Genomic DNA, 26,350 nt, shown 5'->3' with positions numbered 1-26,350 from the left:
AACCACCGCCAGGAAGGGGGCCGCTCGCGTGAGTGTGCTCGACGAGATCATCGACGGAGTCCGTGCCGACCTCGCGGAGCGGCAGGCACGCGTCAGCCTCGACGAGCTCAAGGAGCGCGCGGCCAAGGCCCCGGCCGCCAAGGACGGGGTGGCCGCGCTCAAGGGCGACGGCGTCAAGGTGATCTGCGAGGTCAAGCGCTCCAGCCCCTCCAAGGGCGCGCTGGCCGCGATCGCCGACCCGGCGGGGCTCGCCGCGGACTACGAGGCGGGCGGCGCGGCCGTCATCTCCGTGCTCACCGAACAGCGCCGCTTCGGCGGCTCGCTGGCCGACCTGGAGGCCGTCCGCGCGCGCGTGGACATCCCGGTCCTGCGCAAGGACTTCATCGTCACGTCGTACCAGCTGTGGGAGGCGCGCGCGTACGGCGCCGACCTCGCGCTGCTGATCGTGGCCGCCCTCGACCAGCCGGCCCTGGAGTCGCTGATCGAGCGGGCCGTCTCCATCGGCCTCACCCCGCTCGTCGAGGTGCACGACGAGGACGAGATCGAGCGGGCCGTGGACGCGGGCGCCAAGATCATCGGCGTCAACGCGCGCAACCTGAAGACGCTGGAGGTCGACCGCGGCACGTTCGAGCGGATCGCCCCGGAGATCCCGGACAGCGTCGTCAAGGTGGCCGAGTCCGGGGTGCGCGGACCGCACGACCTGATCGCCTACGCCAACGCCGGTGCCGACGCGGTGCTGGTCGGCGAGTCGCTCGTCACCGGGCGCGACCCGAAGGCCGCCGTCTCTGACCTGGTCGCCGCGGGCGAGCACCCCGCACTGCGGCACGGGCGCGGCTGATCTCCCGATAGGGTTCGCTCCGATGACTCCGACCCTTCCGCCGACGGCCACGGACCGGTACGCCCGCCTCGCGCGCGGCTGCCGCCCCCGTGGCTGCCGCGCGCCCGCCCGCAGGGTGCACGGCCGACGGGTGCGGTACGTCATCGGTGACGAACCGGGGCAGGTGAACGGCATGCGATGGCAGCGGCCGACCCCCAGGGGCGCGGGGAACTGCGCGACGAGCCACAGGCACCCTGAGGCCGGCTGACAAACCCCGCCCCCACGGCGATCAGTGTTCTCTTCACCGCATTCACCGTGAGGTATCCGCATGCCCAGCGAGTTCTTCATCCCTGACCCCAGCGGCCAGGTGCCCAGCGCCGAGGGTTACTTCGGCGCGTTCGGCGGCAAGTTCATCCCGGAGGCCCTCGTCGCCGCCGTGGACGAGGTGGCCGTCGAGTACGACAAGGCGAAGGCCGACCCCGAGTTCGCCCGCGAACTCGACGACCTGCTCGTCCACTACACCGGCCGGCCGAGTGCGCTCACCGAGGTGCCCCGGTTCGCCGAACACGCCGGTGGCGCCCGGGTGTTCCTCAAGCGCGAGGACCTCAACCACACCGGCTCCCACAAGATCAACAACGTGCTCGGCCAGGCCCTGCTCACCAAGCGGATGGGCAAGACGCGGGTCATCGCCGAGACCGGCGCCGGCCAGCACGGCGTGGCGACCGCCACCGCCTGCGCGCTCTTCGGCCTCGACTGCACCATCTACATGGGCGAGATCGACACCCAGCGCCAGGCCCTCAACGTGGCCCGCATGCGCATGCTCGGCGCCGAGGTCGTCGCCGTGAAGTCCGGCAGCCGCACCCTGAAGGACGCCATCAACGAGGCGTTCCGCGACTGGGTCGCCAACGTCGACCGCACCCACTACCTGTTCGGCACCGTGGCCGGACCCCACCCCTTCCCTGCCATGGTGCGCGACTTCCACCGGGTCATCGGCGTCGAGGCCCGCCGCCAGCTGCTGGAGCGCGCCGGCCGCCTCCCCGACGCGGCCGTCGCCTGCGTCGGCGGCGGCTCCAACGCCATCGGTCTCTTCCACGCGTTCATCCCCGACGAGGGCGTCCGCCTCATCGGCTGCGAGCCCGCCGGGCACGGCATCGAGACGGGGGAGCACGCGGCCACCCTGACCGCGGGCGAGCCCGGCATCCTGCACGGCTCCCGGTCCTACGTCCTGCAGGACGAGGAGGGCCAGATCACCGAGCCGTACTCGATCTCGGCCGGTCTGGACTACCCGGGCATCGGCCCCGAGCACTCCTACCTGAAGGACTCCGGCCGCGGCGAGTACCGCGCGGTCACCGACGACGCGGCCATGCAGGCCCTGCGCCTGCTGTCCCGCACCGAGGGCATCATCCCGGCCATCGAGAGCGCCCACGCCCTCGCCGGCGCCCTGGAGGTCGGCAAGGAGCTGGGCAAGGACGGCCTGATCCTCGTCAACCTGTCCGGCCGCGGCGACAAGGACATGGACACCGCCGCCCGCTACTTCGGCCTCTACGACACCGACGCCGAGGTGGCCGCCAACGAAGCCGACACCGCCGAGATCGAGGGGGACGCCAAGTGAGCGGCACCATCCAGCTGCTGAGCGACACCCTCGCCGGCGCGAAGGCCGAAGGGCGCTCCGCGCTCATCGCCTACCTCCCGGCCGGCTTCCCGACCGTGGACGGCGGCATCGAGGCGATCAAGGCCGTCTTCGACGGCGGGGCGGACGTCGTGGAGGTGGGCCTGCCGCACAGCGACCCCGTCCTCGACGGCCCCGTCATCCAGACCGCCGACGACATCGCCCTGCGGGGCGGAGTGAAGATCGCGGACGTCATGCGCACGGTCCGGGAGGCCCACGCGGCCACCGGGAAGCCGGTGCTCGTCATGACGTACTGGAACCCCATCGACCGCTACGGCGTCGAGCGCTTCACCGCCGAGCTGGCCGAGGCGGGCGGCGCGGGCTGCATCCTGCCCGACCTCCCGGTCCAGGAGTCGGCCCTGTGGCGCGAGCACGCCGAGAAGCACGGCCTCGCGACGGTCTTCGTCGTGGCGCCGAGCAGCAAGGACGAGCGGCTCGCCGAGATCACCGCGGCAGGCAGCGGCTTCGTCTACGCCGCCTCGCTCATGGGCGTCACCGGCACCCGCGAGTCCGTCGGCGCGCAGGCCCAGGATCTGGTCGAGCGCACCCGCGCCACCGGCACCGAACTGCCCGTCTGCGTCGGGCTCGGCGTCTCCGACGCGACCCAGGCCGCCGAGGTCGCCGGCTTCGCCGACGGCGTCATCGTCGGCTCGGCGTTCGTCAAGCGGATGCTGGACGCCCCGGACCACGCCTCGGGCATCGAGGCGGTCCGTGAGCTGGCCGGCGAGCTGGCCAAGGGCGTGCGCGGTCAGGCATAACCGCAGGTAATCATCCTGATCCGTTCACAACGGAGGATTCGGTCACTCGAACGAGTGGACCTCAGGCCGGGGAGGCGCGCTGCGCCTCCCCGGTTCGTTCTGGGGGTGTGAGCGAGAAGAACCGTGACGGAAAGCGCACGGCCCGGGAGCGGCTGGCGGTCGAGCGCGAGAAGCAGAAGGCCGCCGAGAAGCGGCGGCGCACGCTGATCGTGGGCGCGAGCGTCGTCTGCGTCCTCGGCCTCGCGGCGGTGATCGGCGTGGTCGCCGCGAACGCCGGCAAGGACAAGGAGAGCAGCAAGGCGGGCCCGGTCGTGGCGCCCTCGGGCGCGCAGGGCAAGGACAGCCTCGCGATCCCGGTCGGCAAGGACGGAGCCAGGTCGACGCTCACCGTCTGGGAGGATTTCCGCTGCCCGGCCTGCCAGGCCTTCGAGGCGGCGTACCGGCCGACGCTCCACGAGCTGGCCGACGCGGGCAAGCTCAGAATCGAGTACCACCTCGTCCGGCTGATCGACGGCAATCTCGGCGGCAGCGGCTCCCTGCGCGCGGCCAACGCCGCGGCCTGCGCCCAGGACGCCGGAAAGTTCCGCGACTACCACGACGTGCTGTACGCGAACCAGCCCAAGGAGACCGACGACGCCTTCGGCGACGACGACAAGCTGATCGAGCTGGCCGGCAAGGTGAAGGGCCTGGACACGCCCGCCTTCCGCAAGTGTGTGAAGGACGGCACCCACAACAGCTGGGTGAACAAGGCCAACCAGGCCTTCCGCACCGGCGGCTTCACCGGCACGCCCACGGTCCTGCTCGACGGCAAGAACATCTACCAGGACCAGACGATGACCCCCGCCAAGCTCAAGCAGATGGTGGAGGCGGCCAACAAGGGGTAAGCGTTTTTCACCCCCCTGTTATGGACCCGTAGCCGGGCTGCTTGCCGTCCCCACGGCCCGGCACGGTAGCGTCGGACCTGCCATGGAACTTGCCTACATTCCCAGCCCGTCGCACGGGGTGCTGCATCTCGGCCCCATCCCGCTGCGCGGCTACGCCTTCTGCATCATCATCGGCGTCTTCGTCGCCGTCTGGCTCGGCAACAAGCGCTGGATCGCCCGCGGCGGACGGTCCGGCACGGTCGCCGACATCGCTGTCTGGGCCGTGCCGTTCGGCCTGGTCGGCGGCCGGCTCTACCACGTGATCACGGACTACGAGCTGTACTTCAGCGAGGGCCGTGACTGGGTGGACGCCTTCAAGGTATGGCAGGGCGGCCTGGGCATCTGGGGCGCGATCGCGCTCGGTGCGCTGGGCGCATGGATCGGCGCGCGGCGCCGGGGCATCCCGATGCCCGCGTACGCCGACGCCGTGGCGCCGGGCATCGCGTTCGCGCAGGCCATCGGCCGCTGGGGCAACTGGTTCAACCAGGAGCTGTACGGCCGCGAGACGCATGTTCCGTGGGCACTGCACATCACCTCCGCCGACGGCGGCCGGGTGCCGGGCTACTACCACCCGACCTTCCTGTACGAGTCCCTGTGGTGCGTCGGCGTCGGCCTTCTCGTCATCTGGGCCGACCGCCGCTTCACGCTGGGCCATGGCCGGGCGTTCGCCCTGTACGTCGCCACGTACTGCGTGGGCCGAGGCTGGATCGAATACCTGCGTGTGGACGACGCCCACCACATCCTGGGCGTCCGCCTCAACGTCTGGACCGCGCTGATCGTGTTCCTGCTGGCGGTGGCGTACATCGTGGTGTCGGCGAAGAAGCGGCCGGGACGGGAGGCCGTGGTCGAGCCGGGCGTCTCCGACGGCGTGTCCGACGGTTCGGCCGACGGTGTGTCCGAGGGTGACTCCGACGGTTCGGCCGGCGGTACGGAAGCCGTCGCCGAGGCGGAGGAGAAGGCCGAGCCGGGTGCCGCGGAGGCGAAGGCCGAGGACGAGGACGAGGACGAGGCCGAGTCGGTGCCGAAGAAGAGCTGACGGCTGGTGGTTTCGCCACCGGAGGGCGCCCGGGGTTCCGGGGCGCCCTCCGGTGTGTTCAGCCCCTTCGTGCCAGGGACAGCGTCCGCTGGGCCATGGCCACCACCGCCGCGTCGATGAAGCGGCCGTCGGGGAGGGCCTGGGCGCCCTGGTCCGCGGCCGCTGCCTTGATGATCGTCTCGGCCTGTTCCATCTCCGCCGGGGTGGGGAGGTAGGCCCGCTCGATGACCGGAAGCTGCCGTGGATGGATCGCCGCGCGGCCCAGGAAGCCGAGCGCGCGTCCGTGGGCGCTGGACGCGGCGAGGCCGTCCAGGTCGCGGATGTCGGGATGCACGGACTGGGGCGGCGGGGGGAGCCCCGCCGCGCGGGCGGCGACGACCACCCGGGAGCGGGGCCAGTCCAGGCCCGCGTCGGCCCGTACGCCCAGGTCGGCCCGGAGGTCGGCCTCGCCGAGGGAGATGCCGCGCAGGGCCGGGTGGGCGCCGGCGATCGCGAAGGCGTGCTCGATCCCGAGGGCGGACTCCAGCAGGGCGTACAGGGGCAGAGGGGTGGCCACGGCGACCTGTCTGATCTGGTCCGCGGACGTCACCTTCGGCAGCCGCAGCCCGGACAGGCCCGGCAGCGTGGCCAGTGCCGTGAGGTCCGCGGCCGCCCAGGGGCCGTCCAGGGCGTTGACGCGGACGTGCACCGGGACCGGCTGGGGTGCCCGCAGGAGGTCGGCCGTGGCCGCGCGGGCGTACTCCTTGCGGTCCGGGGCGACCGCGTCCTCCAGGTCGATCACGACCACGTCGGCGCCCGCGGCCAGCGCCTTGGCCACCACGTGCGGGCGGTCACCGGGGACGTAGAGCCAGGTGAGCGGGGTCCGGGTCACAGGGCGCCCTCCGCGCGCAGGGCGGCGATCTCGGCCGGGTCGAGGCCCAGCTCGGTGAGCACGGCGTCCGTGTCGGCACCGTGCGGGCGGCCGGCCCAGCGGATCGCGCCGGGCGTCGTGGAGAGGCGGAAGAGGACGTTCTGCATCCGCAGGGGGCCCAGCTCGGGGTCGGTGACGGTGGTGACCGTGTCCAGGGCCTGGTACTGCGGGTCCGCCAGGACGTCCCGGACGTCCTGCACCGGGGCCACCGCCGCCTCCGCCTTCTCGAAGGCCGCCAGCACTTCCGTGCGGGTGCGGGTGGCGATCCAGGAGCCGACCGCCTCGTCGAGCAGGTCGGCGTGGGCGGCGCGGTCCGCGCCCGTGGCGAACCACGGCTCCTCGATCAGCTCCGGGCGGCCCACCAGGCGCATCACCCGCTCGGCGACCGACTGCGCGGAGGTGGAGACGGCGACCCAGGCGCCGTCGGCGGTGCGGTAGGTGTTGCGTGGGGCGTTGTTCGCGGACCGGTTGCCGGTGCGTTCCTGGACGTAGCCGAGCTGGTCGTACCACGTGGGCTGCGGGCCGAGGACCGACAGGATCGGCTCGATGATCGCCATGTCGACCACCTGCCCCGCGCCGGTGCGTTCCCGCGCGGCCAGCGCCGTCAGCACGCCGCACGCGGTCGCCAGGCCCGCGATCGAGTCCGCGAGCCCGAAGGGCGGGAGCGTCGGGGGCGCGTCCGGCTCCCCGGTGATCGCGGCGAAGCCGCTCATCGCCTCGGCGAGGGTGCCGAAGCCGGGGCGGTGCGCGTAGGGACCGAACTGGCCGAAGGCGGTGACCCGGGTGAGGATCAGCCGCGGGTTGGCCGCCGACAGTTCCTCCCAGCCGAGGCCCCACCTCTCCAGGGTGCCGGGGCGGAAGTTCTCGATCACCACGTCGGCGCCGGCGGCGAGCCGCAGGAGGGTGGCGCGGCCGCCGGGCGTGGACAGGTCGAGGGTGAGGGTCCGCTTGTTGCGGCCGAGCACCTTCCACCACAGGCCGACGCCGTGCTTGGCCGGGCCGTGTCCGCGGGAGGGGTCGGGCCGGCGGGGATGCTCCACCTTGATCACCTCGGCGCCGAAGTCGCCGAGCACAGTGGCGGCCAGCGGGCCGGCGAACAGCGTCGCGAGGTCCAGCACCCGCAGACCGTCCAGGGCCGGGGGCGCGTGTGTCGTCGTGCTCATGCGCTGCACTGCGCGTCGATCTCCGGGCGGTACGGCATCGACGCCGACGCCCCGGCCCGCTGCACGGAGATCGCCGCCGCGGCGGCCGCCCAGGACAGGGCCTCCCGTACCGGTTTCTCCTCGGCGAGGGCCACCGCGAGCGCGCCGACGAAGGTGTCGCCCGCGGCCGTGGAGTCGACGGCGGTCACCCGGGGCGCGGGCACCACGAGTGGCTCGGTGCCCCGGGCCAGATACAGGCTGCCGGTCGCGCCCAGGGTGACGGCGACCTCCGGGACCAGCTCCAGCAGGGCGGCGGCCGCCTCCCGCGGGTCGGTTCGGCCGGTGAGAGTGACCGCCTCGTACTCGTTGGGCACCAGCAGATCGGTGGCGGCGAGGAGTTCGGACGGCAGCGGCTGGGCCGGGGACGGGGTGAGGACCGTACGCACCCCGTGCCGGCGGGCCGCCTCGGCGCCCGCGACGACCGCGGCCAGCGGGGTCTCCAGCTGGAGCAGCAGGGCGTCGGCGGAGGCGATCACGCCCTCGTCGCCGGGGGAGAGGTGGTCGACGGTGCCGTTCGCGCCGGGGACGACGACGATGGAGTTGCCGCCCTCGTCGTCCACCACGATGTGCGCGGTGCCGGAAGGGCCCTCGACCGTGCGCAGGGAGTCGGTGTCCACACCGGAGTGTTCGAGGGTGTCGCGCAGGCGCAGGCCGAAGGAGTCGTTGCCGACCGCGCCGATCATGGAGACGGTGGCGCCGGCGCGCGCCGCGGCGATCGCCTGGTTGGCGCCCTTGCCGCCGGGGATCGTACGGAACTCCCGCCCCGCCACGGTCTCGCCGCGCTGCGGGGCCTTGGTGACGTAGGTGACGAGGTCCATGTTCGTGCTGCCGAGGACGACGATGTGGGTCATGAGCGGGTCGTCTCCAGGTGGGTGAGGTGGGCGAGGGAGTCGAAGCCGGTGCCGTCGAAGTCGGCGACGGTGGTGGCGAGCCGGTTCTTCAGCGGGGCCCGCCAGCGGTCGGGCAGCGCGGTGGGCGCGCCCGCGAGGAGACCGGCGATGCTGCCGGCCGTGGCGCCGTTGGAGTCGGTGTCCCAGCCGCCCGACACCGCACGGCAGACGGAGCCGGTGAAGTCGCCGTCCGCGTGGGTGAGGGCGGCGGCGATCAGGGCGGTGTTGGGCAGGGCGTGGACCCAGTGGTGGGCGGGGGCGTAGGCGGCGTGGAGTTCGTCCACGACCTCGTCGAAGTGCTCCCTCGCCCCGGCCAGCCGGACGGCGTGGTCGATCGCCCGCGCCAGGCGGGAACGGGGCGGGATCACCGTGCGGCCGGCGCGGAGGCAGGCGTGGACGTCGTGGCTGCCCGTGGCGGCGGTGGCGATGACGGCGGCGGTGAACATCGCCGCGTAGACGCCGTTGGCCGTGTGGGTGAGGACCGCGTCGCGGTGCGCCTGTTCGGCGGCGGCGGCCGGGTCGCCCGGGTTGGTCCAGCCGTGCACGTCGGCGCGGATCAGGGCGCCGATCCACTCGCGGAACGGGTTGCGGTGGCGGGCCGTGCGGGGCGGCTCGATGCCGCTGAGGAGGTTGCGGTAGGCGACGCGTTCGGCGGTGAAGGTGCGGCCGGGCGGGAGTTCGTCCAGCCAGAGCCGGGCCACGTCCGTGGTGGTGAAGGACCTTCCGTGGCGCTGGAGGAGAAGGAGGTTGAGCAGGGGGTAGTTGAGGTCGTCGTCCTCGGGCATGCCGTCGATGTTCTCGGCCAGGGAGGTCGGGGCCGAGCGGCGGTTCCAGGGGTACTGGCCGAGGAGGTCCTGCGGCACGCCCCTGGCGGTGAAGTAGGTGGTGAGCGGCCAGTTGCCGGTGGCCCGGGCCAGGGCGCGGATGCCGTCGAGGGGGAGTTTCTCGACCGGCTTGCCGAGCAGGCAGCCGATGGCCCGGCCCAGCCAGGCGGCTTCCAGGGCGGCCGGGGCGGGGCGAGCGGAGAGCCGTACGGTGGGCCACTTCGGGCACGCGGCCCTGATCCGGACCAGGTCCGTCGGCTCGTCCTCGGAGAATCTGCTGGGCAGGTCGGCCAGTTCGTCCAGCAGGTCCTCGGCCAGGAGGCGCAGGTAGCGCGATGCGCGGTGGGGGGAGGCTCCCGCTCGCTCCGGGGCGTCCGGGCCGCCCGCCGCTCGCCATCTCGCCTCGACCGCCTTGGGCTCCCGGCCGTCCAGGCGGGCCTGGCGGAGTTCATGGCCGAGCAGGTCCTCGGGCTGGACCCAGGTCAGTCGGAGCATGCCGGGCCTCCGAGTGCCGCGAACGCCCGCTCGTGTGCGCGCCGGCGGCGTACGTCCCGGGCGAAGATCTCGCGGGTGACCACGGTGAGCGTGCGGGCCGGCTCCCACAGGTCCAGACGGCTCGCCTCCGCTACCGTCTTGGACCAGTCCTCGGGGACGGGTGAGCCGAGGGCGCCCGCGAGGGCACCGGCCATCGTGGCGATCGAGTCGCAGTCGCGGCCGTAGTTGACCGAGCCGAGGACGGCGTGCCGGTAGTCGCCACCGGAGACCAGCAACATGCCCAGGGCGACGGGGAGTTCCTCGACGGAGTGGAGACGGGAGGGACGGCGGGCGGCGAGGGAGGGGGCGCGGTAGTCCGGGCCGACGGTGTCGTAGGGGGCCACCGCCGCGCGCAGCGGACCGAGCGCCGACTCGAAGTCCCGGTGCCGCGCGGCGACTTCGCAGACCTTCTCGATCGCCGTGCGGGTGCCGTCCCGCGCCAGGGACAGGCAGGCGGTCACGACCGAGTCCGGGGTCGCGCCCGGCGCGGTGGCGGCGGCCACGGCCGCGGCGAAGACACCGGCCGCCTCCCGGCCGTACGACGACTGGTGCGCACCGGCGACGTCCAGTGCCTCGGCGTAGGCGGCGGCCGGATGGGCGGCGTTGACCAGGCCGACGGGGGCCATGTACATCGCCGCGCCGCAGTTGACGATGTTGCCGACGCCCGCCTCCCGGGGGTCGACGTGGCCGTAGGCGAGCCGGGCCACCAGCCACTTCTCGGCGAGGAAGACGCGGTGCAGCGGCAGCGTCTCGCTCTCCAGTTCCGGGATCCAGCGGGGGGTGGCCATCAGGTCGGGGACCAGGTGGTCGGCGATCGCGTACGCGTCGAGGTGGTCGCGGACGCGGTCGTAGACCCGGATCAGCGCGTGCGTCATCAAGGTGTCGTCGGTGACGTGGCCGTCGCCCTTGTGGTACGGGGCGATGGGGCGGGCGGTGCGCCAGGCGTCGCCGTGCCAGGGGCCGACGATGCCGTGGACGCGGCCGCCGTGGCGCTCGGCGATCTGGTCGGGGGAGTAGCCCTCGACCGGGCCGCCGAGCGCGTCGCCGACGGCGGCTCCGAGGAGGGCGCCCGTGATGCGGTCGGCGAGCGTCTGCCCGGGTGGGCCGCCGCTTTCCTGTGGTGTGGGCTCTTTGGGGTGTTTGGGTTCTGTCGGCGCTTCGGGCGTCATGCCCCGAATCATCCTCCTGGGTGGGCCGGTTGTGCGGCTTCCAGGAGTCCGGCGAGTTCCACCAGGTCGGTGCCGGTGAGGCGGGGCAGGGCGCAGCCGGACAGGGTGCGGCAGGCGTCCCGCCAGGTCTGCGGGACGGCCGCGCCGCCGCCGAGGGTGCCGGTCAGCGCGCCCGCGAGGGCGGGGGCGGAGTCCGCGACCCGGGACAGGCAGGCGGCGGCGGGTACGGCTTCGGCGATCCGGCCGCGGGCGGCGATGGCCAGGGCGAGGGCGACGGGGACGGTCTCGGCGGCGGCGATGCCGTAGCTGTAGACGTGGTCGACGATCTGGTGTTCGAGCAGCGGGACGAGGGCGAACGCGGACTCGCTGTCCTCGGTCAGGGCGAGCGCGTGACGGGTGTTGCGGCCGATCTCCGTGTCCGGGGGGAGTTCGGCGACCGCGGCGGTCACACAGGTGCCGGTGTCCGCGCCGGCGAGGGCCAGCGCGAGGGCCGCCGCCATCGCGCGGGCGCCGTGCACGCCGTCGCCGTCCTGGGTGTAGCGGGCGTCGAACTCGGCGAGATCGGCGGCGCGTCGGGGGTCGCCCGGGTGGGCGACGGCGAGGACGCAGGCGCGGACGCAGGCGGCGTCGTCGAAGTAGTGCGGGTTGTCGTGGCCGGTGGCGGGTGGGCGCAGGCCGGTGGCGAGGTTGCCGAGGCCGGCGCGGACGGAGATGCGGGCGCGCAGGGGGAGGACCGCGGACTCGATCTCCGGGGCGCGTTCCGCCGCCGCGGCGACCTCGGAGGCCACGGCGGTCCAGGTGAGGTCGATCGCGGCGCGCATACGGCGTTCCCGGCTGAGGTCGCCGAGTACGCCGTCGTCGCCGGCGCGCAGGACCGCCTCGGCGGCGAAGACCGCCCACTCGGCGTCGTCGGAAGGGCCCAGGCGGAGGGGCTCGGGGGGTTGGTTGAGGGCGATCGGCACCGGGAGGGTGGTGGTGGCGTTCTGCTCCGCGAACGTGTCCAGTTCCCGGGTCAGGCGGCGGGTCCACTCGGGCATACGGGCGGCGCGGTGCCGGGCGGCGGGCCAGCCGGCCGCGTCTCCTGCGGCGAGCCCGAGGAGGAGTCCCTCGATGCGGCGGGGTGTCGGAGCCGACGTCATGGCCGGCCCTCGCCGTCCTGCTGCCCGGCACCCACCAGCGGACTCCGCCCGCCGCACGGCGAGGCGGCCGGCAGGGACGGGACCGGCTCGGCCGGCGAGGAGAGCGATGAGGTGTCGGCCGCGGCCGGCCGGAGTGCGTGCGCGGCCGCCGGTGCGAGGTCCCGTTCGGGGGCCGGCGGCAGTTCCCGGGCGGCCTCGTGGCCGGTGGCCGGTGGCAGGCCGCCGTCGGCCGTCAGGAGCCCCCGCAGCGGCTCCGGCAGGAGTTCCGGGAGGATCACGTCCGCTCCCCATTTGCCGCCCTCGCCCGGCACCAGTAGTTCCGCCACGTCCAGGACGTGGTGGCCCGCCATGGACGGCAGACAGTGGCCGCGCGCCGGGCCGATGGCGGCGGCCCAGGCCGGCGGGATCGCGCTGAGGCCCTGCGCCGCACCGGACAGCGCGCCCGCCACCGCCGCCGTCGTATCCGCGTCGCGGCCCATGTTGACGGCCGTCAGGACCGCCTCCCGGAAGTCGCCGTCGGCCGCCGCGTACGCGCCGAAGGCGAGGGCGACCGCCTCGGGGGCCAGGTCGGTCCAGGGATAACCCCCGATGACGACCGCGGAGCGCACCGCGCGTTCACCGCGGTGCGCCACCGCCACCGCGCGGCGCAGGGAGCGGGCCGTCCAGGAGTCCTCCGGGACGACCGCGAGGGCGGAGGCGACCACCACCGGTACCGGCGCTCCCGCCATCGCCGCCGCCACACCCGCCGCGACCGCCTGGCCGCCGTAGATGCCCTCGCCCTCGTGACTGATCGAGCCGTCGATCGCCACCAGCCTGGCCGCCTCCCCCGGGCGCCCGGCGGCGAAGACCCCGAAGGGCGCCGCGCGCATCGCCAGCCCGTCGCTCCAGGCGTGGCGGTGCTGTGCCGAGATGGGCGCGGCCAGCCCCCGCCGGAGGTTCTCCAGGGTGCCGCGTTCGCTGAAGCCCGCCCCCCGGAAGGGGCCCTCGGCCCGGTCCGCGATCCACTCGTGCCAGGCCGCCTCCACATGGGCCGGGGCCAGCGCCGATCCGTGCCGGGCCAGGAGGAGACCCGAGAAGATCGCGTACTCGGTGTCGTCCGTGCCGGACGGCCTCTCGGCGACGTACCCCGTGATCCGGCCCCAGCGCGCGCGGATCTCGGACGGCCTGAGGTTCTCCGCCGGCGCCCCCAGCGCGTCCCCGACCGCCAGGCCGAGCAACGCGCCGCGTGCCCGTTCGCGGAGTCCGGGGGCGTCCCCGGGCGCCGGGGCGCCGGGAGTGCGGGGGGTCGATGCCATGGGGTGGCCTCCTTCGGCAGGACCACGGGGACCCTTTGCGGATGTGTGCCACGGGAGGCGCCCCGGTGAGCCTCCGGGGGTCCGGAGTCACCCACTCGGCATCTGAGCAAAGATCATCACGGATGAGCAATTGCGGCGAAAGCTGCAGGTTAGCCCAGCCTTTCCTTGCTGGCGGAAGGGAAATTATCGGCGTAGGTTCGGGGTTATCAAAAAGTAGAACTCGTCCAAAGTTAGCTTTGGCTAAGCTATCCGGGGGGCCCGCATGGCCATCATCGACACCGAGGCCGCGCTGCACGAGGCGCACCGCGACAACCACACGCACCGCGACGTCAACGGCGGCTGGCTGCGCCCGGCCGTCTTCGGCGCGATGGACGGCCTGGTCTCCAACCTCGCCCTGATGACCGGCGTGGCCGGTGGCTCCGTGGGCCAGCAGACGATCGTCATCACCGGGCTCGCCGGCCTCGCCGCCGGCGCCTTCTCGATGGCGGCCGGCGAGTACACCTCCGTCGCCTCCCAGCGCGAGCTGGTCGAGGCCGAACTCGACGTCGAGCGCCGTGAGCTGCGCAAGCACCCGCAGGACGAGGAGGACGAGCTGGCGGCGCTCTACGTGGCGCGTGGCGTCGAGCCCGAGCTGGCCCGGCAGGTCGCCCGTCAGCTGTCGAAGGACCCCGAGCAGGCCCTGGAGATACACGCACGGGAGGAGCTGGGCATCGACCCCGGTGACCTGCCCTCGCCGCTGGTCGCCGCCGTCTCGTCCTTCGGCTCGTTCGCGCTCGGCGCCCTGCTGCCGGTGCTGCCGTACCTGCTGGGCGCGACCGTGCTGTGGCCCGCCGTGCTGCTCGCCCTCGCCGGGCTCTTCGGCTGCGGTGCCGTCGTGGCCAGGGTGACGGCGCGGACCTGGTGGTACAGCGGCCTGCGGCAGCTCGCGCTCGGCGGCGCGGCGGCCGGTGTGACGTACGCCCTGGGCACTCTGTTCGGAACGGCCGTAGGATAGCTGGACCGCTACTTATGCGATGGGCCGCATAAGTAGCCGTTACCCGCTGGTTTCGAGTGCGTGACCACGGGGCATGAGCCGTAAGCGCTGCGGGCAATGACGCCTGTCGCACCCCGCTGGGTGGGCCGACGACGCTCCCCCTGCCCCCTTCGGGCCGACGGACGAAGATCCGACCGATCTCGTCCGCGACGGTCCCCCTCATACGTCGGCCGCCTCGCGCGGCACCGGGCCGCCCCGTGCGGCACCCCCGCCACGGACCCCGTGGTGTCCGCATGTTGGAACGGAGTATCCGGTTCCCGAGAACCGCTCCATCATGTAACCTGCACGAAATTTTGCACTCCACGCAGAGGGCCAACGTCGTCCCTCGGCACTTGCCACATGCCACATGACGACGACGGGAGAGCCGATGCGTACGCCGCGCCAGCCGTCCCAGCATTCCGCGAATGGCCAGAACTGGTCGTTCATGGATGCTCGCCCTGCTGCGCAGGGTATGTACGACCCCCGCAACGAACACGACGCCTGTGGTGTCGGTTTCGTCGCCACCCTGACCGGCGAGGCGTCCCACACGCTGGTTGAGCAGGCACTCACCGTGCTGCGCAACCTGGAGCACCGCGGTGCCACCGGCTCCGAGCCCGACTCGGGCGACGGTGCGGGCATCCTCTCCCAGGTGCCGGATGCCTTCTTCCGAGAGGTGGCCGGATTCGACCTCCCCGCCGCCGGCTCCTACGCCGTCGGTATCGCCTTCCTGCCTGAGGAGGGGACCGAGGACGCCGTCGCGCGGATCGGGACCATCGCCGGCGAGGAGGGCCTCACCGTCCTCGGCTGGCGCGAGGTTCCGGTCGCGCCGGAGCTGCTCGGCGCCACCGCCCGGTCGACCATGCCGGTCTTCCGTCAGATCTTCGTCGCCGACGGCGCCAGCGAGGGCATCGCGCTGGACCGCAAGGCGTTCGTGCTGCGCAAGCGCGCCGAGCGGGAGGCCGGGGTCTACTTCCCGTCCCTGTCCGCCCGCACCATCGTCTACAAGGGCATGCTGACCACCGGCCAGCTGGAGCCCTTCTTCCCGGACCTGTCCGACCGCCGCTTCGGCTCGGCCGTCGCGCTCGTCCACTCGCGCTTCTCCACGAACACCTTCCCGTCGTGGCCGCTCGCGCACCCGTACCGCTTCGTCGCGCACAACGGTGAGATCAACACCGTCAAGGGCAACCGCAACTGGATGCGCGCCCGCGAGTCCCAGCTGGTCTCCGACCTGTTCGGCTCGGACGAGAAGGCGATCGAGCGGCTCTTCCCGGTGTGTACGCCGGACGCCTCCGACTCGGCGTCCTTCGACGAGGTGCTGGAGCTGCTCCACCTCGGTGGCCGTTCGCTGCCGCACTCCGTGCTGATGATGATCCCGGAGGCGTGGGAGAACCACGACTCCATGGACCCGGCCCGGCGCGCCTTCTACCAGTTCCACTCCACGATGATGGAGCCCTGGGACGGCCCGGCCTGCGTCACCTTCACCGACGGCACCCAGGTCGGCGCCGTCCTCGACCGCAACGGTCTGCGCCCCGGCCGCTACTGGGTCACCGACGACGGCCTCGTCGTCCTCGGCTCCGAGGTCGGCGTCCTCGACATCGACCCGGCCAAGGTCGTCCGCAAGGGCCGCCTGCAGCCCGGCCGCATGTTCCTCGTGGACACCGCCGAGCACCGCATCATCGAGGACGACGAGATCAAGGCGTCCCTCGCCGGCGAGAAGCCGTACGCGGAGTGGCTGGAGGCCGGTGAGATCGAGCTGGGCGACCTGCCCGAGCGCGAGCACATCGTCCACACCCACGCCTCGGTCACCCGCCGCCAGCAGACCTTCGGGTACACCGAGGAGGAGCTGCGCGTCATCCTCGCGCCGATGGCCCGCACCGCTGCCGAGCCGATCGGCTCCATGGGCACGGACTCGCCGATCGCCGCCCTGTCCGAGCGCCCGCGGCTGCTCTTCGACTACTTCACCCAGCTGTTCGCGCAGGTCACCAACCCGCCGCTGGACGCGATCCGCGAAGAGCTGGTCACCTCCCTGCGCTCGTCGCTGGGCCCGCAGGGCAACCTGCTCGACCCGACCGCCGCCTCCTGCCGGTCCGTCGTGCTGCCCTTCCCGGTCATCGACAACGACGAGCTGGCCAAGCTCATCCACATCAACGCCGACGGCGACATGCCCGGCTTCAAGGCCGCGACCCTGTCGGGTCTGTACCGGGTCTCCGGCGGTGGCGACTCGCTCGCCGCGCGCATCGAGGAGATCTGCGCCGAGGCCGACGCGGCCATCGAGAACGGCGCCCGCCTGATCGTCCTGTCGGACCGGCACTCCGACGCCGAGCACGCGCCGATCCCGTCGCTGCTGCTCACCGCGGCCGTCCACCACCACCTCATCCGCACCAAGCAGCGCACCCACGTGGGCCTGCTGGTCGAGGCCGGCGACGTCCGCGAGGTCCACCACGTCGCCCTGCTCATCGGCTTCGGCGCCGCCGCCGTCAACCCGTACCTGGCGATGGAGTCCGTCGAGGACCTGCTGCGCGCGGGCACCTTCCTGAGCGGCCTCGAGCCCGAGCAGGCCATCCGCAACCTGATCTACGCCCTCGGCAAGGGCGTGCTGAAGGTCATGTCCAAGATGGGCATCTCCACCGTCGCCTCCTACCGCGGCGCCCAGGTCTTCGAGGCCGTCGGCCTGGACGAGGCCTTCGTGGAGAAGTACTTCAACGGCACCGCCACCAAGATCGGCGGCGTCGGCATCGACGTCATCGCCGGGGAGGTCGCCGCCCGCCACGCCAAGGCCTACCCGGCCTCCGGCATCGCTCCCGCGCACCGCGCGCTGGAGATCGGCGGCGAGTACCAGTGGCGCCGCGAGGGCGAGCCGCACCTGTTCGACCCGGACACGGTCTTCCGCCTCCAGCACTCCACGCGCACCGGCCGCTACGACATCTTCAAGAAGTACACCGACCGGGTGAACGAGCAGTCCGAGCGCCTGATGACGCTGCGCGGCCTGTTCGGCTTCAAGTCCGGTGACGGCGGGCGTCAGCCGATCTCCATCGACGAGGTCGAGCCGGCGAGCGAGATCGTCAAGCGCTTCTCCACCGGCGCCATGTCGTACGGCTCCATCTCCAAGGAGGCGCACGAGACCCTCGCCATCGCCATGAACCAGCTGGGCGGCAAGTCCAACACCGGCGAGGGCGGCGAGGACCCGGACCGCCTGTACGACCCGGCCCGCCGGTCCGCCATCAAGCAGGTCGCCTCCGGCCGCTTCGGCGTGACCTCCGAGTACCTGGTCAACGCGGACGACATCCAGATCAAGATGGCCCAGGGCGCCAAGCCCGGCGAGGGCGGCCAGCTGCCCGGCCACAAGGTCTACCCGTGGGTCGCCAAGACGCGTCACTCGACGCCGGGTGTCGGCCTCATCTCCCCGCCGCCGCACCACGACATCTACTCCATCGAGGACCTGGCCCAGCTGATCCACGACCTGAAGAACGCGAACCCGCAGGCGCGGATTCACGTCAAGCTGGTCTCCGAGGTCGGCGTCGGCACGGTCGCGGCCGGTGTGTCCAAGGCACACGCGGACGTCGTCCTCATCTCCGGCCACGACGGCGGTACGGGTGCCTCCCCGCTGACCTCGCTGAAGCACGCGGGCGGCCCCTGGGAGCTGGGCCTCGCCGAGACCCAGCAGACCCTGCTGCTCAACGGCCTGCGCGACCGGATCGTGGTCCAGACGGACGGCCAGCTGAAGACCGGCCGTGACGTGGTCATCGCCGCGCTGCTCGGCGCCGAGGAGTTCGGTTTCGCGACCGCGCCGCTCGTCGTCTCCGGCTGCATCATGATGCGCGTCTGCCACCTGGACACCTGCCCGGTCGGCATCGCCACCCAGAACCCGATCCTGCGCGACCGCTTCGCCGGCAAGGCCGAGTACGTGGTGAACTTCTTCCGGTTCATCGCCGAGGAGGTCCGCGAGATCCTCGCCGAGCTGGGCTTCCGGTCCATCGAGGAGGCCGTCGGCCACGCCGAGGTGCTGGACGTCGAGCGCGCGGTCGACCACTGGAAGGCCCAGGGCCTGGACCTGGAGCCGCTGTTCCACGTGCCGTCGCTGCCCGAGGGCGCGGTCCGCCACCAGCTCGTCGAGCAGGACCACGGCCTGGAGAAGGCGCTGGACAACGAGCTGATCAAGCTCGCCGCCGACGCCCTCGCCGGGAACGACGCGACCGAGGCGCAGCCGGTGCGCGCCCAGGTCGCCATCCGCAACATCAACCGCACGGTCGGCACCATGCTCGGCCACGAGGTGACGAAGAAGTTCGGTGGCGCGGGCCTGCCCGACGACACCATCGACATCACCTTCACGGGTTCCGCCGGCCAGTCCTTCGGCGCGTTCCTGCCGCGCGGTGTCACGCTCCGCCTGGAGGGCGACGCCAACGACTACGTCGGCAAGGGCCTGTCCGGCGGCCGGATCGTCGTCCGCCCGGACCGCGCGGCCGACCACCTCGCCGAGTACTCGACCATCGCGGGCAACACCATCGGCTACGGCGCCACCGGCGGCGAGCTGTTCCTGCGCGGCCGCACCGGTGAGCGGTTCTGTGTCCGCAACTCCGGCGCGCTGGTCGTATCCGAGGGCGTGGGCGACCACGGCTGCGAGTACATGACCGGCGGTCACGCGGTCGTCCTCGGCCCGACCGGCCGCAACTTCGCGGCGGGCATGTCCGGCGGTGTCGCCTACGTCATCGACCTCGACCGCGACAACGTCAACGTCGGCAACGTCGAGTCGGTCGAGGCGCTGGACGACACGGACAAGCAGTGGCTGCACGACGTGGTGCGCCGCCACGCCGAGGAGACCGGCTCGACGGTCGCCGGGAAGCTGCTCGCCGACTGGGACGCGACCGTGCAGCGGTTCAGCAAGATCATCCCCAGCACGTACAAGGCAGTGCTCGCCGCCAAGGACGCCGCCGAGCGAGCCGGTCTCTCCGAGACCGAGATCACCGAGAAGATGATGGAGGCGGCGATCAATGGCTGACCCGAAGGGCTTCCTGAACCACGGCCGCGAGGTCGCCAAGTCCCGTCCCGTCGGTGAGCGCGTCAAGGACTGGAACGAGGTCTACGTCCCCGGCTCCCTGCTGCCGATCATCAGCAAGCAGGCCAGCCGGTGCATGGACTGCGGCATCCCGTTCTGCCACAACGGCTGTCCGCTGGGGAACCTGATCCCCGAGTGGAACGACTACGCCTACCGCGAGGACTGGGCCGCCGCCCAGGAGCGCCTGCACGCGACCAACAACTTCCCGGAGTTCACCGGTCGCCTCTGCCCGGCCCCCTGCGAGTCGGCGTGCGTGCTCGGCATCAACCAGCAGCCGGTCACCATCAAGAACGTCGAGGTCTCGATCATCGACAAGGCGTGGGAGACCGGGGACGTCGCCCCGCAGGCCCCCGAGCGCCTGTCCGGCAAGACGGTCGCGGTCGTCGGCTCGGGCCCGGCGGGCCTCGCCGCCGCCCAGCAGCTGACCCGGGCCGGCCACACGGTCGCCGTCTACGAGCGCGCGGACCGCGTCGGAGGCCTCCTCCGGTACGGCATCCCCGAGTTCAAGATGGAGAAGCGGCACATCAACCGCCGTATCGAGCAGATGCGCGCGGAGGGCACCCGCTTCCGGACCGGCGTCGAGGTCGGCCGCGACCTGAAGGCGACGGACCTGAAGAAGCGGTACGACGCCGTCGTCCTGGCCGTCGGCGCCACGACCGCCCGTGACCTGCCGGTCCCCGGCCGCGAACTCCAGGGCATCTACCAGGCGATGGAGTACCTGCCGCTCGCCAACAAGGTCCAGGAGGGTGACTACGTCACCACCCCGATCTCGGCCGAGGGCAAGCACGTCGTCGTCATCGGCGGCGGTGACACCGGCGCGGACTGCGTGGGCACCGCCCACCGTCAGGGCGCGGCCTCCGTCACCCAGCTGGAGATCATGCCCCGCCCGAACGAGGAGCGGCACGCGATCGGCCAGCCCTGGCCGACCTTCCCGATCCTCTACAAGGTCACCTCGGCCCACGAGGAGGGCGGCGAGCGGATCTACTCCGCCTCCACCACCCACTTCGAGGGCGACGAGGACGGCAACGTCCAGTGGCTGCACCTGGCCGAGGTCGAGTTCGTCGACGGCAAGCTCACCCAGAAGCCGGGCACCGAGCGCAAGATCCCGGCCCAGCTGGTCACCCTGGCCATGGGCTTCACCGGCACCGACCGGGAGAACGGCCTGGTGGAGCAGTTCGGCCTGGACCTCGACGAGCGCGGTAACATCGCCCGCGACGCCGACTTCCAGACCAACGTGCCGGGTGTGTTCGTCGCCGGTGACGCCGGCCGCGGGCAGTCCCTCATCGTCTGGGCGATCGCCGAGGGCCGCTCGGCGGCCCGCGGAGTCGACCGCCACCTGACCGGGGCCAGCGACCTGCCGGCCCCGATCCGCCCGACCGACCGCTCCCTGGCGGTCTGACGGCTCACCCACACACGTCCCGTACAAAGGCGTACGGAACACCAGACGGCGCCTGCCCATCTGTCCCCGACCGGACGCCTGGGCAGGCGTCGTTGCATGTCCGCACGCCACCCCCCGCGGCTACGGCACCTTGTACGTCTCCCCGTACACCCGCCACTCCAGCGGCGTGTGCAGGTCCAGATTGCCGTCGTAGAGGAACCGGCGCTGGGCCGTGTCGATGCGAGACGTGTCCAGGCCGGCCTTCTTGGCCTTCATGGCCTTGCGGCGGATGTCCAGGAAGATGTCGAGGTAGCTCTTCTCGCTGCCGCCGTCGGAGGGGGTGTCGGCCTCCTTCATGGCGCGTTCGCGCAGGCCGTAGAAGCTGTTGGGGCCGGTGCCGGGGCCGTGGAAGACCATCGCGTCGTAGTACACGAACTGGCCCAGCGTGCCCAGTCCGTCCAGCTTGGCGAGCCGGACGGCCGGGTCGAAGTAGACGCGGTCGCGCTCCTCGTCCTGCGCCGCGCGGAACGCCGGGACCTTCGCCTCCGCCTTCCAGGCCGCGGTGAACCCCGGGTCCAGGCCCTCGTGGGAGTCCGTGCCGTCGACCTTGCGCAGCGCGGGCAGATACCTCGCCAGACCGTTGCCCGGGTGGGCCTTGGTGTAGCGCTCGACCAGGGTGCGCAGGTCATGGGTGCCGGTGCAGAAACCGATGATGCCGGCGGTGTAGCCCTGCCCGTCGCCGATGTCCTCGATGTAGCCGTACGCGGACCGCCAGTCCAGCGTGGAGTTCTCGGCGCTCGCCACGAGCCGTTGCGCCAGTTCCTTCTTCGCGGGCGCGGCCAGCCCCGGCGGGGCGTCGGCGATGACCTCCTCGTCCGCGTCCCGCGTCCCCTGGCTCGCCGAGACGTCCTTGCCCTCGTCCGAGGAACCGGACTGGCCGGGACCGACGGCGTACACCACGGCCGTGACCAGCACCGGCACGGCCGCGAACAGCAGGATTCCGGCCTTTCTCATGCGACCGCGCCTTCCCGGAGACCCGAGACCTCGGCCCAGGCGAGGACCGGCGGCGCAGCCGGCAGGGCCCCGCGGACCCGGCCCGGCGTGCAGGACGGGCAGACAGGGCGGGTGCAGCGGACGTAGGGCTCCACCTGTGGATGGCGGAAGCAGGGGGTCACGACGGACTCGGCGGCCACGGCCGGCTCCTCGGAAGGAAGAAATGGGACGGGATGAGCCGGTGGGGGCGGCGGCGAACAAAATATCCAACCATGGTGACAGCGGCGACCCCCGGGGCCCGTGATCACGTAGGCTCGGCCCCCGGAAGGCCGAGGGGGGACCATGGCGGCGATCAGTCTGCGCAAGGTGGAGGAGACCGCGCCCGCGCTCGCCGGCGCCTACCGCTCGGCCGGGGTGTCCCTGCGCAAGCACGGCCTGGACGGGCTGCGGGCCGCCGTCTACCTCGTGGTCGACTACTCCGGCTCGATGAAGCCGTACTACGCCGACGGCAGCGTGCAGGCCCTCGCCGACCGGGTACTTGGCCTGTCGGCCCACCTGGACGACGACGGACGGGTGCCGGTGGTGTTCTTCTCCACCGACGTCGACGCGGTCACCGACATCGCCCTCGACGGACACGAGGGCCGCATCGGGCGGATCGCCGCCGGACTCGGGCACATGGGCAGGACCAGCTACCACCTGGCGATGGACGCCGTCATCGACCACTACCTCGACAGCGGCGCCACCGACCCCGCCCTGGTCGTCTTCCAGACCGACGGCGGCCCGATCAACAAGCTCGCCGCCGAACGCTACCTGTGCAAGGCGGCGAGACTCCCGCTGTTCTGGCAGTTCGTCGGCTTCGGCGACCCGGGCAGCCGGCAGTTCGAGTTCCTGCGCCGACTGGACGAGCTGGCGGTGCCCGGCAAGCGGATCGTGGACAACGCCGGCTTCTTCCACGCCGGCCAGGACCCGCGGCGGGTCACCGACGACGAGCTGTACGACCGTCTCGTCGGCGAGTTCCCCAGCTGGCTGACGGCCGCACGCGCCGCGGGCCTCATCAGCCGGGGCTGAGGGCCTCGGTGAGGACCAGGTCCCGGCATTCCTCGGGCGTGCCCCACGCCGTGCGCAGCGCGCGGGCCTTGGTCAGCCACAGGGACAGGTCGCACTCCGCCGTGTACCCGATCGCGCCGTGCAGCTGCAGCGCCGTGCGGGCGGTGGTGCGGGCCGCCTCGCAGCACGTGAGCTTGGCGGCGGCCACGTCCGCCGGGCGCATCGACAGGGCCGCGCCGAAGAGCAGGGGGCGGGCGAACTCGAGCGCGGTCTTCGCGTCGGCCAGGCGGTGCTTGACCGCCTGGAAGGAGCCGATGGGGACGCCGAACTGGGTGCGCCGGCGGACGTGGCCGACCGTTTGGTCGAGCAGGGCGAAGCCGATGCCGAGGGCCTGGGCGGCGGTGGCCAGGCGGGCCCAGTCGAGGGCCTGACCGGCGGCGGTGGCCACCTGCGCACCGGCGGCGAGGAGTTCTCCGGCGGTCGCGGTGGGAAAGAGCCGGCGTGCCGGGTCGAGACAGGGGCTCCCCGGGGCGGAGGGCGCAGGAGCGAGGAGCAGTTCGGCGGGCCCGCCACCGCCCTGCGCGGAGCCGCCGCCGACGGGTCGCCGGCTGCCGCCGGCGGAGTGCCGCGCGCCGTCGGGGCCGCCCCGCACGGTCAGCCGTGTGCCGGCCGCGTCCGCGTCCAGGATGTACGGCGTGTCCAGGGACAGGGTCGCGGGCGACTCGCCGGAGACCAGGCGGGGCAGGAGCCGTTCGGCGGGAGCCGGATCGTCCAGCGCGGCGAGCAGGACCGCCGCGCCCACCGTCTCGGCGACCGGACCGGGCACCGCGTGCCGGCCCAGCTCCACGCACGCCAGGGCGAGTTCCACCGGGTGCCGCCCCACCCCGCCGTACTTCTCCGGGACCGCGAGCTCGAACACCCCTGCCTCCGCGAGACGGCACCACAACGCACGGCCGCTCGTGAGGTCACCGCGACTCCAGTCCCGTGCCACCGACGGGGTCCGCGCCGCGCTCAGCATCGCGTGCAGCGAGTCGGCGAACGCGCGCTGCCCGGCGTCGGGGAGGAAGCGCATCAGCGGCGTCCCTTCGGCAGGCCGAGCAGCCGCTCGGCGATGATGTCGCGCTGGATCTCGTTCGTCCCCGCGTAGATCGGGCCGGCGAGCGCGAAGACATACCCCTCGGACCAGGCGGAGTCCGCCGCCTCGCCCTCCGCTCCCAGCAGATCCAGCGCCGTCTCGTGCAGCGCGAGGTCCAGCTCGGACCAGAAGACCTTGTTCATGCTGGACTCCGGGCCGAGCCGGGCACCGTCGAGGAAACGGGAGGCGGCCGCGTAGGTGAAGAGCTGGTAGGCGCGCGCGCCGATCAGCGCCTCGGCCACCCTCTCCCGCTCGTGCGCCGGACAGCCCTCGGCCCGCCACAGGCCCAGCAGCCGGTCCGCGGAGGCGAGGAAGCGGCCCGGGGAGCGCAGGGTGAGCCCGCGTTCGTTGCCCGCCGTGGCCATCGCGATCCGCCAGCCCTGCCCGGGCTCGCCGATCACGTCCTCGTCCGGCACGAACACCTCGTCCAGGAACAGCTCCGCGAAGGCGGGTCTGCCGTCGAGGCGGGCGATCGGGCGGACGGTGACGCCGGGTGCGCGCAGATCGAACATCAGGTAGGTCAGCCCCTGATGGGGCTTTCCCGCCGCCGGGTCGCTGCGGAACAGCCCGAAGGCCCGGTCCGCGAAGGCCGCCCGCGAGGACCACGTCTTCTGCCCGCTCACCCGCCAGCCGCCGCCCGTCCGTACCGCCCTGGAGGTGAGCGAGGCCAGGTCCGAACCCGCCTCCGGCTCCGACCAGGCCTGCGCCCAGACCACCTCGCCGGAGGCCATCGGCGGCAGCACGCGCGCGCGTTGCTCCTCCGTGCCGTGGTCGAAGAGCGTCGGTGCGAGCAGGCTGACGCCGTTCTGGCCGACCCGGCCCGGCGCGCCCGCCGCCCAGTACTCCTCCTCGAACACCAGCCACCGCAGCAGCCCCGCGTCCCGGCCGCCGTACCGCTCCGGCCACGACACCACCGACCAGCGGTCCGCGGCCAGTTCGGCCTCCCAGGCGCGGTGTGCCGCGAAGCCCTCCGCCGTCTCCAGGGACGGCAGCGGGGTGCGCGGCACGTGCGCCTCGAGCCAGGCCCGGGCCTCGGCGCGGAACTCCTCGTCGGCCTCGCAGTGGGTCAGGTCCACGGTCGCTGTCACCGTCCTTCCCTAACAAGTGTTTGGTAGGTTAGCGTGGCCCCATGACAGGAGTCGAGAGCCCGGCCTACGTACCCGGGCACGGACTGCTGCGGGGACGTACCGCCGTCATCACCGCCGCGGCCGGTGCCGGTATCGGCGGGGCGACCGCGCGCCGGTTCCTGGAGGAGGGCGCGCGCGTGATCGTCAGCGATGCCCACCCGCGCCGGCTGAAGGAGCACGCGGCCGAACTGGGCCGCGAGTTCCCGGGCGCGGTGGCCGCCGTGCCGTGCGACGTCACCGACGAAGCGCAGGTCCGGGCGCTGTTCGACGCGGCCGTGGCCGAGCACGGACGGCTCGACGTCGTCGTCAACAACGCGGGCCTCGGCGGCACGTCGGATCTCGTCGACATGACCGACGAGCAGTGGACCCGCGTCCTGGACGTCACCCTGAACGGCACCTTCCGGTGCACGCGCGCGGCCCTGCGCGCCCTGCGCGAGACCGGCGGCGGGGTGATCGTCAACAACGCATCCGTCGTCGGCTGGCGCGCCCAGGCAGGCCAGGCGCACTACGCCGCCGCCAAGGCCGGGGTGATGGCACTGACCCGGTGCGCGGCGATCGAGGCCGCCGCGTACGGCGTGCGGGTCAACGCGGTCGCCCCCAGCCTCGCCATGCACCCGCACTTGGTGAAGGTCACCTCCGCCGAACTGCTCGAGGAACTCACCGCGCGGGAGGCCTTCGGGCGGTACGCGGAGCCCTGGGAGGTGGCCAACGTGATCGTGTTCCTCGCCTCCGGCTACTCCTCCTACATGACCGGCGAGGTCGTCGCCGTCAGCAGCCGGCATCCCTGACGGCCGGGGCAGACCACAATGGGTGCGTGCCGACCAAGAAGAAGCCCCAGGTGACCGCGGCGGCGGCCCGGCGCGGCGAACTCCTCAGCACCGCTGCCGAGGTCTTCGCCGAGCACGGCTACAACGCCACCACCGTCCGCAAGATCGCCGATCACGCCGGGATGCTCGCGGGCAGCCTCTACTACCACTTCGACTCCAAGGAGTCGATGCTCGAGGAGATCCTGCGCACCTTCCTCGACGAGCTGTGGGACGGCTACGACACCGTCCTCGCCTCCGGACTCGGCCCCCGCGAGACGCTGCAGGCCCTGGTCACCGAGTCCTTCCGGGAGATCGACCGGCACCGCGCCGCCGTCGCGATCTACCAGAAGGAGAGCAGACAGCTCGTCGACCAGGACCGGTTCGCCTTCCTCGCCGAGTCACAGCGCCGGTTCGAGAAGGCATGGCTGTCCACGCTGGAACGCGGCGTGGCCGAGCGGGTCTTCCGCGCCGACCTGGACGTGCGGCTCACCTACCGGTTCGTGCGGGACACCGTGTGGGTCGCCGCCTCCTGGTACCGGCCCGGCGGACAGCACAGCCCGGAGGAGATCGCCCGCCAGTACCTGTCGATGGTGCTGGACGGGATCGCCGTACGCGCATAACACCCGTTCCAGC

The 26,350-nt window shown here is 72.7% G+C and carries 22 protein-coding genes; 12 read left to right on the top strand and 10 right to left on the bottom strand.

Annotation, left to right across the window (positions count from 1 at the left end):
* Positions 1–28 precede the first annotated feature (28 nt).
* The 6 genes from trpC (at position 29) to lgt (ending at position 5,203) form a co-directional block, all read left to right on the top strand.
* Positions 29–838 (top strand): indole-3-glycerol phosphate synthase TrpC, encoded by an 810-nt coding sequence (trpC, locus tag ACZ5CW_RS20295; RefSeq protein WP_468603172.1) that lies wholly within the window; start codon positions 29–31, stop codon positions 836–838.
* A 22-nt stretch (positions 839–860) separates the two neighbouring features.
* Positions 861–1,085: a tryptophan biosynthesis modulator TrpM gene (gene trpM, locus ACZ5CW_RS20290; protein ID WP_468603170.1), complete on the top strand. Its 225-nt coding sequence runs from the start codon at positions 861–863 to the stop codon at positions 1,083–1,085.
* 60 nt (positions 1,086–1,145) lie between these two features.
* Positions 1,146–2,429, top strand: coding sequence for a tryptophan synthase subunit beta (gene trpB, locus ACZ5CW_RS20285; RefSeq protein WP_468603168.1), 1,284 nt, complete (start codon positions 1,146–1,148; stop codon positions 2,427–2,429).
* Complete coding sequence (gene trpA, locus ACZ5CW_RS20280; RefSeq protein ID WP_468603166.1) at positions 2,426–3,244, top strand: tryptophan synthase subunit alpha; 819 nt, start codon at positions 2,426–2,428, stop codon at positions 3,242–3,244. Before trpB ends, trpA begins: the two co-directional genes overlap by 4 nt.
* A 107-nt stretch (positions 3,245–3,351) precedes the next feature.
* Positions 3,352–4,128: a DsbA family protein gene (locus ACZ5CW_RS20275; protein WP_468603164.1), complete on the top strand. Its 777-nt coding sequence runs from the start codon at positions 3,352–3,354 to the stop codon at positions 4,126–4,128.
* Positions 4,129–4,210: 82 nt separating this feature from the next.
* Complete coding sequence (gene lgt, locus ACZ5CW_RS20270) at positions 4,211–5,203, top strand: prolipoprotein diacylglyceryl transferase (protein ID WP_468603162.1); 993 nt, start codon at positions 4,211–4,213, stop codon at positions 5,201–5,203.
* Between the two features lie 58 nt (positions 5,204–5,261).
* On the opposite strand, the gene ACZ5CW_RS20265 is transcribed toward lgt, so the two are convergent.
* From ACZ5CW_RS20265 to ACZ5CW_RS20235, 7 genes are read right to left on the bottom strand one after another with little or no spacing between them, the layout of a single operon-like run.
* Positions 5,262–6,074 (bottom strand): HpcH/HpaI aldolase/citrate lyase family protein, encoded by an 813-nt coding sequence (locus ACZ5CW_RS20265; RefSeq protein ID WP_468603160.1) that lies wholly within the window; start codon positions 6,072–6,074, stop codon positions 5,262–5,264.
* Positions 6,071–7,276, bottom strand: coding sequence for a CaiB/BaiF CoA transferase family protein (locus ACZ5CW_RS20260; protein WP_468603158.1), 1,206 nt, complete (start codon positions 7,274–7,276; stop codon positions 6,071–6,073). The genes ACZ5CW_RS20265 and ACZ5CW_RS20260 overlap by 4 nt, the downstream gene beginning before the upstream one ends.
* Positions 7,273–8,166 (bottom strand): ribokinase, encoded by an 894-nt coding sequence (gene rbsK, locus ACZ5CW_RS20255; protein ID WP_468603156.1) that lies wholly within the window; start codon positions 8,164–8,166, stop codon positions 7,273–7,275. The genes ACZ5CW_RS20260 and rbsK overlap by 4 nt, the downstream gene beginning before the upstream one ends.
* On the bottom strand, positions 8,163–9,524 hold the full coding sequence (locus ACZ5CW_RS20250) for an ADP-ribosylglycohydrolase family protein (RefSeq protein WP_468603154.1): 1,362 nt from the start codon (positions 9,522–9,524) through the stop codon (positions 8,163–8,165). Before ACZ5CW_RS20250 ends, rbsK begins: the two co-directional genes overlap by 4 nt.
* Positions 9,512–10,732 carry an ADP-ribosylglycohydrolase family protein gene (locus ACZ5CW_RS20245; RefSeq protein WP_468603152.1) on the bottom strand — a complete coding sequence of 407 codons (1,221 nt, stop codon included), beginning with the start codon at positions 10,730–10,732 and terminating at the stop codon, positions 9,512–9,514. The genes ACZ5CW_RS20250 and ACZ5CW_RS20245 overlap by 13 nt, the downstream gene beginning before the upstream one ends.
* 8 nt (positions 10,733–10,740) lie before the next feature.
* Positions 10,741–11,871: an ADP-ribosylglycohydrolase family protein gene (locus ACZ5CW_RS20240; RefSeq protein WP_468603150.1), complete on the bottom strand. Its 1,131-nt coding sequence runs from the start codon at positions 11,869–11,871 to the stop codon at positions 10,741–10,743.
* Positions 11,868–13,166: an ADP-ribosylglycohydrolase family protein gene (locus ACZ5CW_RS20235; RefSeq protein ID WP_468603148.1), complete on the bottom strand. Its 1,299-nt coding sequence runs from the start codon at positions 13,164–13,166 to the stop codon at positions 11,868–11,870. The genes ACZ5CW_RS20240 and ACZ5CW_RS20235 overlap by 4 nt, the downstream gene beginning before the upstream one ends.
* Positions 13,167–13,428: 262 nt before the next feature.
* On the opposite strand from ACZ5CW_RS20235, the gene ACZ5CW_RS20230 reads away from it, so the two are divergent.
* The 3 genes from ACZ5CW_RS20230 (at position 13,429) to ACZ5CW_RS20220 (ending at position 20,630) form a co-directional block, all read left to right on the top strand.
* Positions 13,429–14,160, top strand: coding sequence for a VIT1/CCC1 transporter family protein (locus ACZ5CW_RS20230; protein ID WP_468603146.1), 732 nt, complete (start codon positions 13,429–13,431; stop codon positions 14,158–14,160).
* 406 nt (positions 14,161–14,566) lie between these two features.
* Positions 14,567–19,174 (top strand): glutamate synthase large subunit, encoded by a 4,608-nt coding sequence (gene gltB / locus ACZ5CW_RS20225; RefSeq protein WP_468603144.1) that lies wholly within the window; start codon positions 14,567–14,569, stop codon positions 19,172–19,174.
* Positions 19,167–20,630, top strand: a complete 1,464-nt coding sequence (locus tag ACZ5CW_RS20220; RefSeq protein ID WP_468603142.1) for a glutamate synthase subunit beta — start codon at positions 19,167–19,169, stop codon at positions 20,628–20,630. The genes gltB and ACZ5CW_RS20220 overlap by 8 nt, the downstream gene beginning before the upstream one ends.
* A gap of 120 nt (positions 20,631–20,750) precedes the next feature.
* On the opposite strand, the gene ACZ5CW_RS20215 is transcribed toward ACZ5CW_RS20220, so the two are convergent.
* Complete coding sequence (locus ACZ5CW_RS20215) at positions 20,751–21,623, bottom strand: chitosanase (protein ID WP_468603140.1); 873 nt, start codon at positions 21,621–21,623, stop codon at positions 20,751–20,753.
* A 321-nt stretch (positions 21,624–21,944) separates the two neighbouring features.
* On the opposite strand from ACZ5CW_RS20215, the gene ACZ5CW_RS20210 reads away from it, so the two are divergent.
* Positions 21,945–22,670 (top strand): VWA domain-containing protein, encoded by a 726-nt coding sequence (locus ACZ5CW_RS20210; protein WP_468603138.1) that lies wholly within the window; start codon positions 21,945–21,947, stop codon positions 22,668–22,670.
* Here the strand turns inward: ACZ5CW_RS20210 and ACZ5CW_RS20205 are convergent.
* A complete protein-coding gene (locus tag ACZ5CW_RS20205; protein WP_468603136.1) occupies positions 22,657–23,721 on the bottom strand; it encodes an acyl-CoA dehydrogenase family protein in 1,065 nt (354 codons plus the stop codon). The genes ACZ5CW_RS20210 and ACZ5CW_RS20205 overlap by 14 nt on opposite strands.
* On the bottom strand, positions 23,721–24,860 hold the full coding sequence (locus ACZ5CW_RS20200) for an acyl-CoA dehydrogenase family protein (RefSeq protein ID WP_468603405.1): 1,140 nt from the start codon (positions 24,858–24,860) through the stop codon (positions 23,721–23,723). Before ACZ5CW_RS20200 ends, ACZ5CW_RS20205 begins: the two co-directional genes overlap by 1 nt.
* A 53-nt stretch (positions 24,861–24,913) precedes the next feature.
* On the opposite strand from ACZ5CW_RS20200, the gene ACZ5CW_RS20195 reads away from it, so the two are divergent.
* Together ACZ5CW_RS20195 and ACZ5CW_RS20190 are read left to right on the top strand one after the other, a co-directional pair.
* Entirely contained in the window at positions 24,914–25,699 is a 786-nt protein-coding gene (locus ACZ5CW_RS20195; protein ID WP_468603134.1) for an SDR family oxidoreductase, read from the top strand.
* A gap of 26 nt (positions 25,700–25,725) precedes the next feature.
* Complete coding sequence (locus ACZ5CW_RS20190) at positions 25,726–26,337, top strand: TetR/AcrR family transcriptional regulator (RefSeq protein ID WP_468603132.1); 612 nt, start codon at positions 25,726–25,728, stop codon at positions 26,335–26,337.
* Positions 26,338–26,350 lie beyond the last annotated feature (13 nt).

This window comes from Streptomyces sp. NPDC031379, from assembly GCF_055569615.1.
This window is presented reverse-complemented; position numbering and strand designations above follow the sequence as displayed.

What these genes read in the sequence shown, in the direction of transcription:
- ACZ5CW_RS20240 (WP_468603150.1), bottom strand. Translation starts at nt 11,871, where the DNA reads ATGACGTCGGCTCCGACACCCCGCCGCATCGAGGGACTCCTCCTCGGG.
- ACZ5CW_RS20210 (WP_468603138.1), top strand. Translation starts at nt 21,945, where the DNA reads ATGGCGGCGATCAGTCTGCGCAAGGTGGAGGAGACCGCGCCCGCGCTC.
- ACZ5CW_RS20235 (WP_468603148.1), bottom strand. Translation starts at nt 13,166, where the DNA reads ATGGCATCGACCCCCCGCACTCCCGGCGCCCCGGCGCCCGGGGACGCC.
- ACZ5CW_RS20215 (WP_468603140.1), bottom strand. Translation starts at nt 21,623, where the DNA reads ATGAGAAAGGCCGGAATCCTGCTGTTCGCGGCCGTGCCGGTGCTGGTC.
- trpB (WP_468603168.1), top strand. Translation starts at nt 1,146, where the DNA reads ATGCCCAGCGAGTTCTTCATCCCTGACCCCAGCGGCCAGGTGCCCAGC.
- ACZ5CW_RS20230 (WP_468603146.1), top strand. Translation starts at nt 13,429, where the DNA reads ATGGCCATCATCGACACCGAGGCCGCGCTGCACGAGGCGCACCGCGAC.
- ACZ5CW_RS20220 (WP_468603142.1), top strand. Translation starts at nt 19,167, where the DNA reads ATGGCTGACCCGAAGGGCTTCCTGAACCACGGCCGCGAGGTCGCCAAG.
- ACZ5CW_RS20195 (WP_468603134.1), top strand. Translation starts at nt 24,914, where the DNA reads ATGACAGGAGTCGAGAGCCCGGCCTACGTACCCGGGCACGGACTGCTG.
- rbsK (WP_468603156.1), bottom strand. Translation starts at nt 8,166, where the DNA reads ATGACCCACATCGTCGTCCTCGGCAGCACGAACATGGACCTCGTCACC.
- ACZ5CW_RS20260 (WP_468603158.1), bottom strand. Translation starts at nt 7,276, where the DNA reads ATGAGCACGACGACACACGCGCCCCCGGCCCTGGACGGTCTGCGGGTG.
- lgt (WP_468603162.1), top strand. Translation starts at nt 4,211, where the DNA reads ATGGAACTTGCCTACATTCCCAGCCCGTCGCACGGGGTGCTGCATCTC.
- gltB (WP_468603144.1), top strand. Translation starts at nt 14,567, where the DNA reads ATGCGTACGCCGCGCCAGCCGTCCCAGCATTCCGCGAATGGCCAGAAC.
- ACZ5CW_RS20245 (WP_468603152.1), bottom strand. Translation starts at nt 10,732, where the DNA reads ATGACGCCCGAAGCGCCGACAGAACCCAAACACCCCAAAGAGCCCACA.
- trpM (WP_468603170.1), top strand. Translation starts at nt 861, where the DNA reads ATGACTCCGACCCTTCCGCCGACGGCCACGGACCGGTACGCCCGCCTC.
- ACZ5CW_RS20205 (WP_468603136.1), bottom strand. Translation starts at nt 23,721, where the DNA reads ATGCGCTTCCTCCCCGACGCCGGGCAGCGCGCGTTCGCCGACTCGCTG.
- ACZ5CW_RS20250 (WP_468603154.1), bottom strand. Translation starts at nt 9,524, where the DNA reads ATGCTCCGACTGACCTGGGTCCAGCCCGAGGACCTGCTCGGCCATGAA.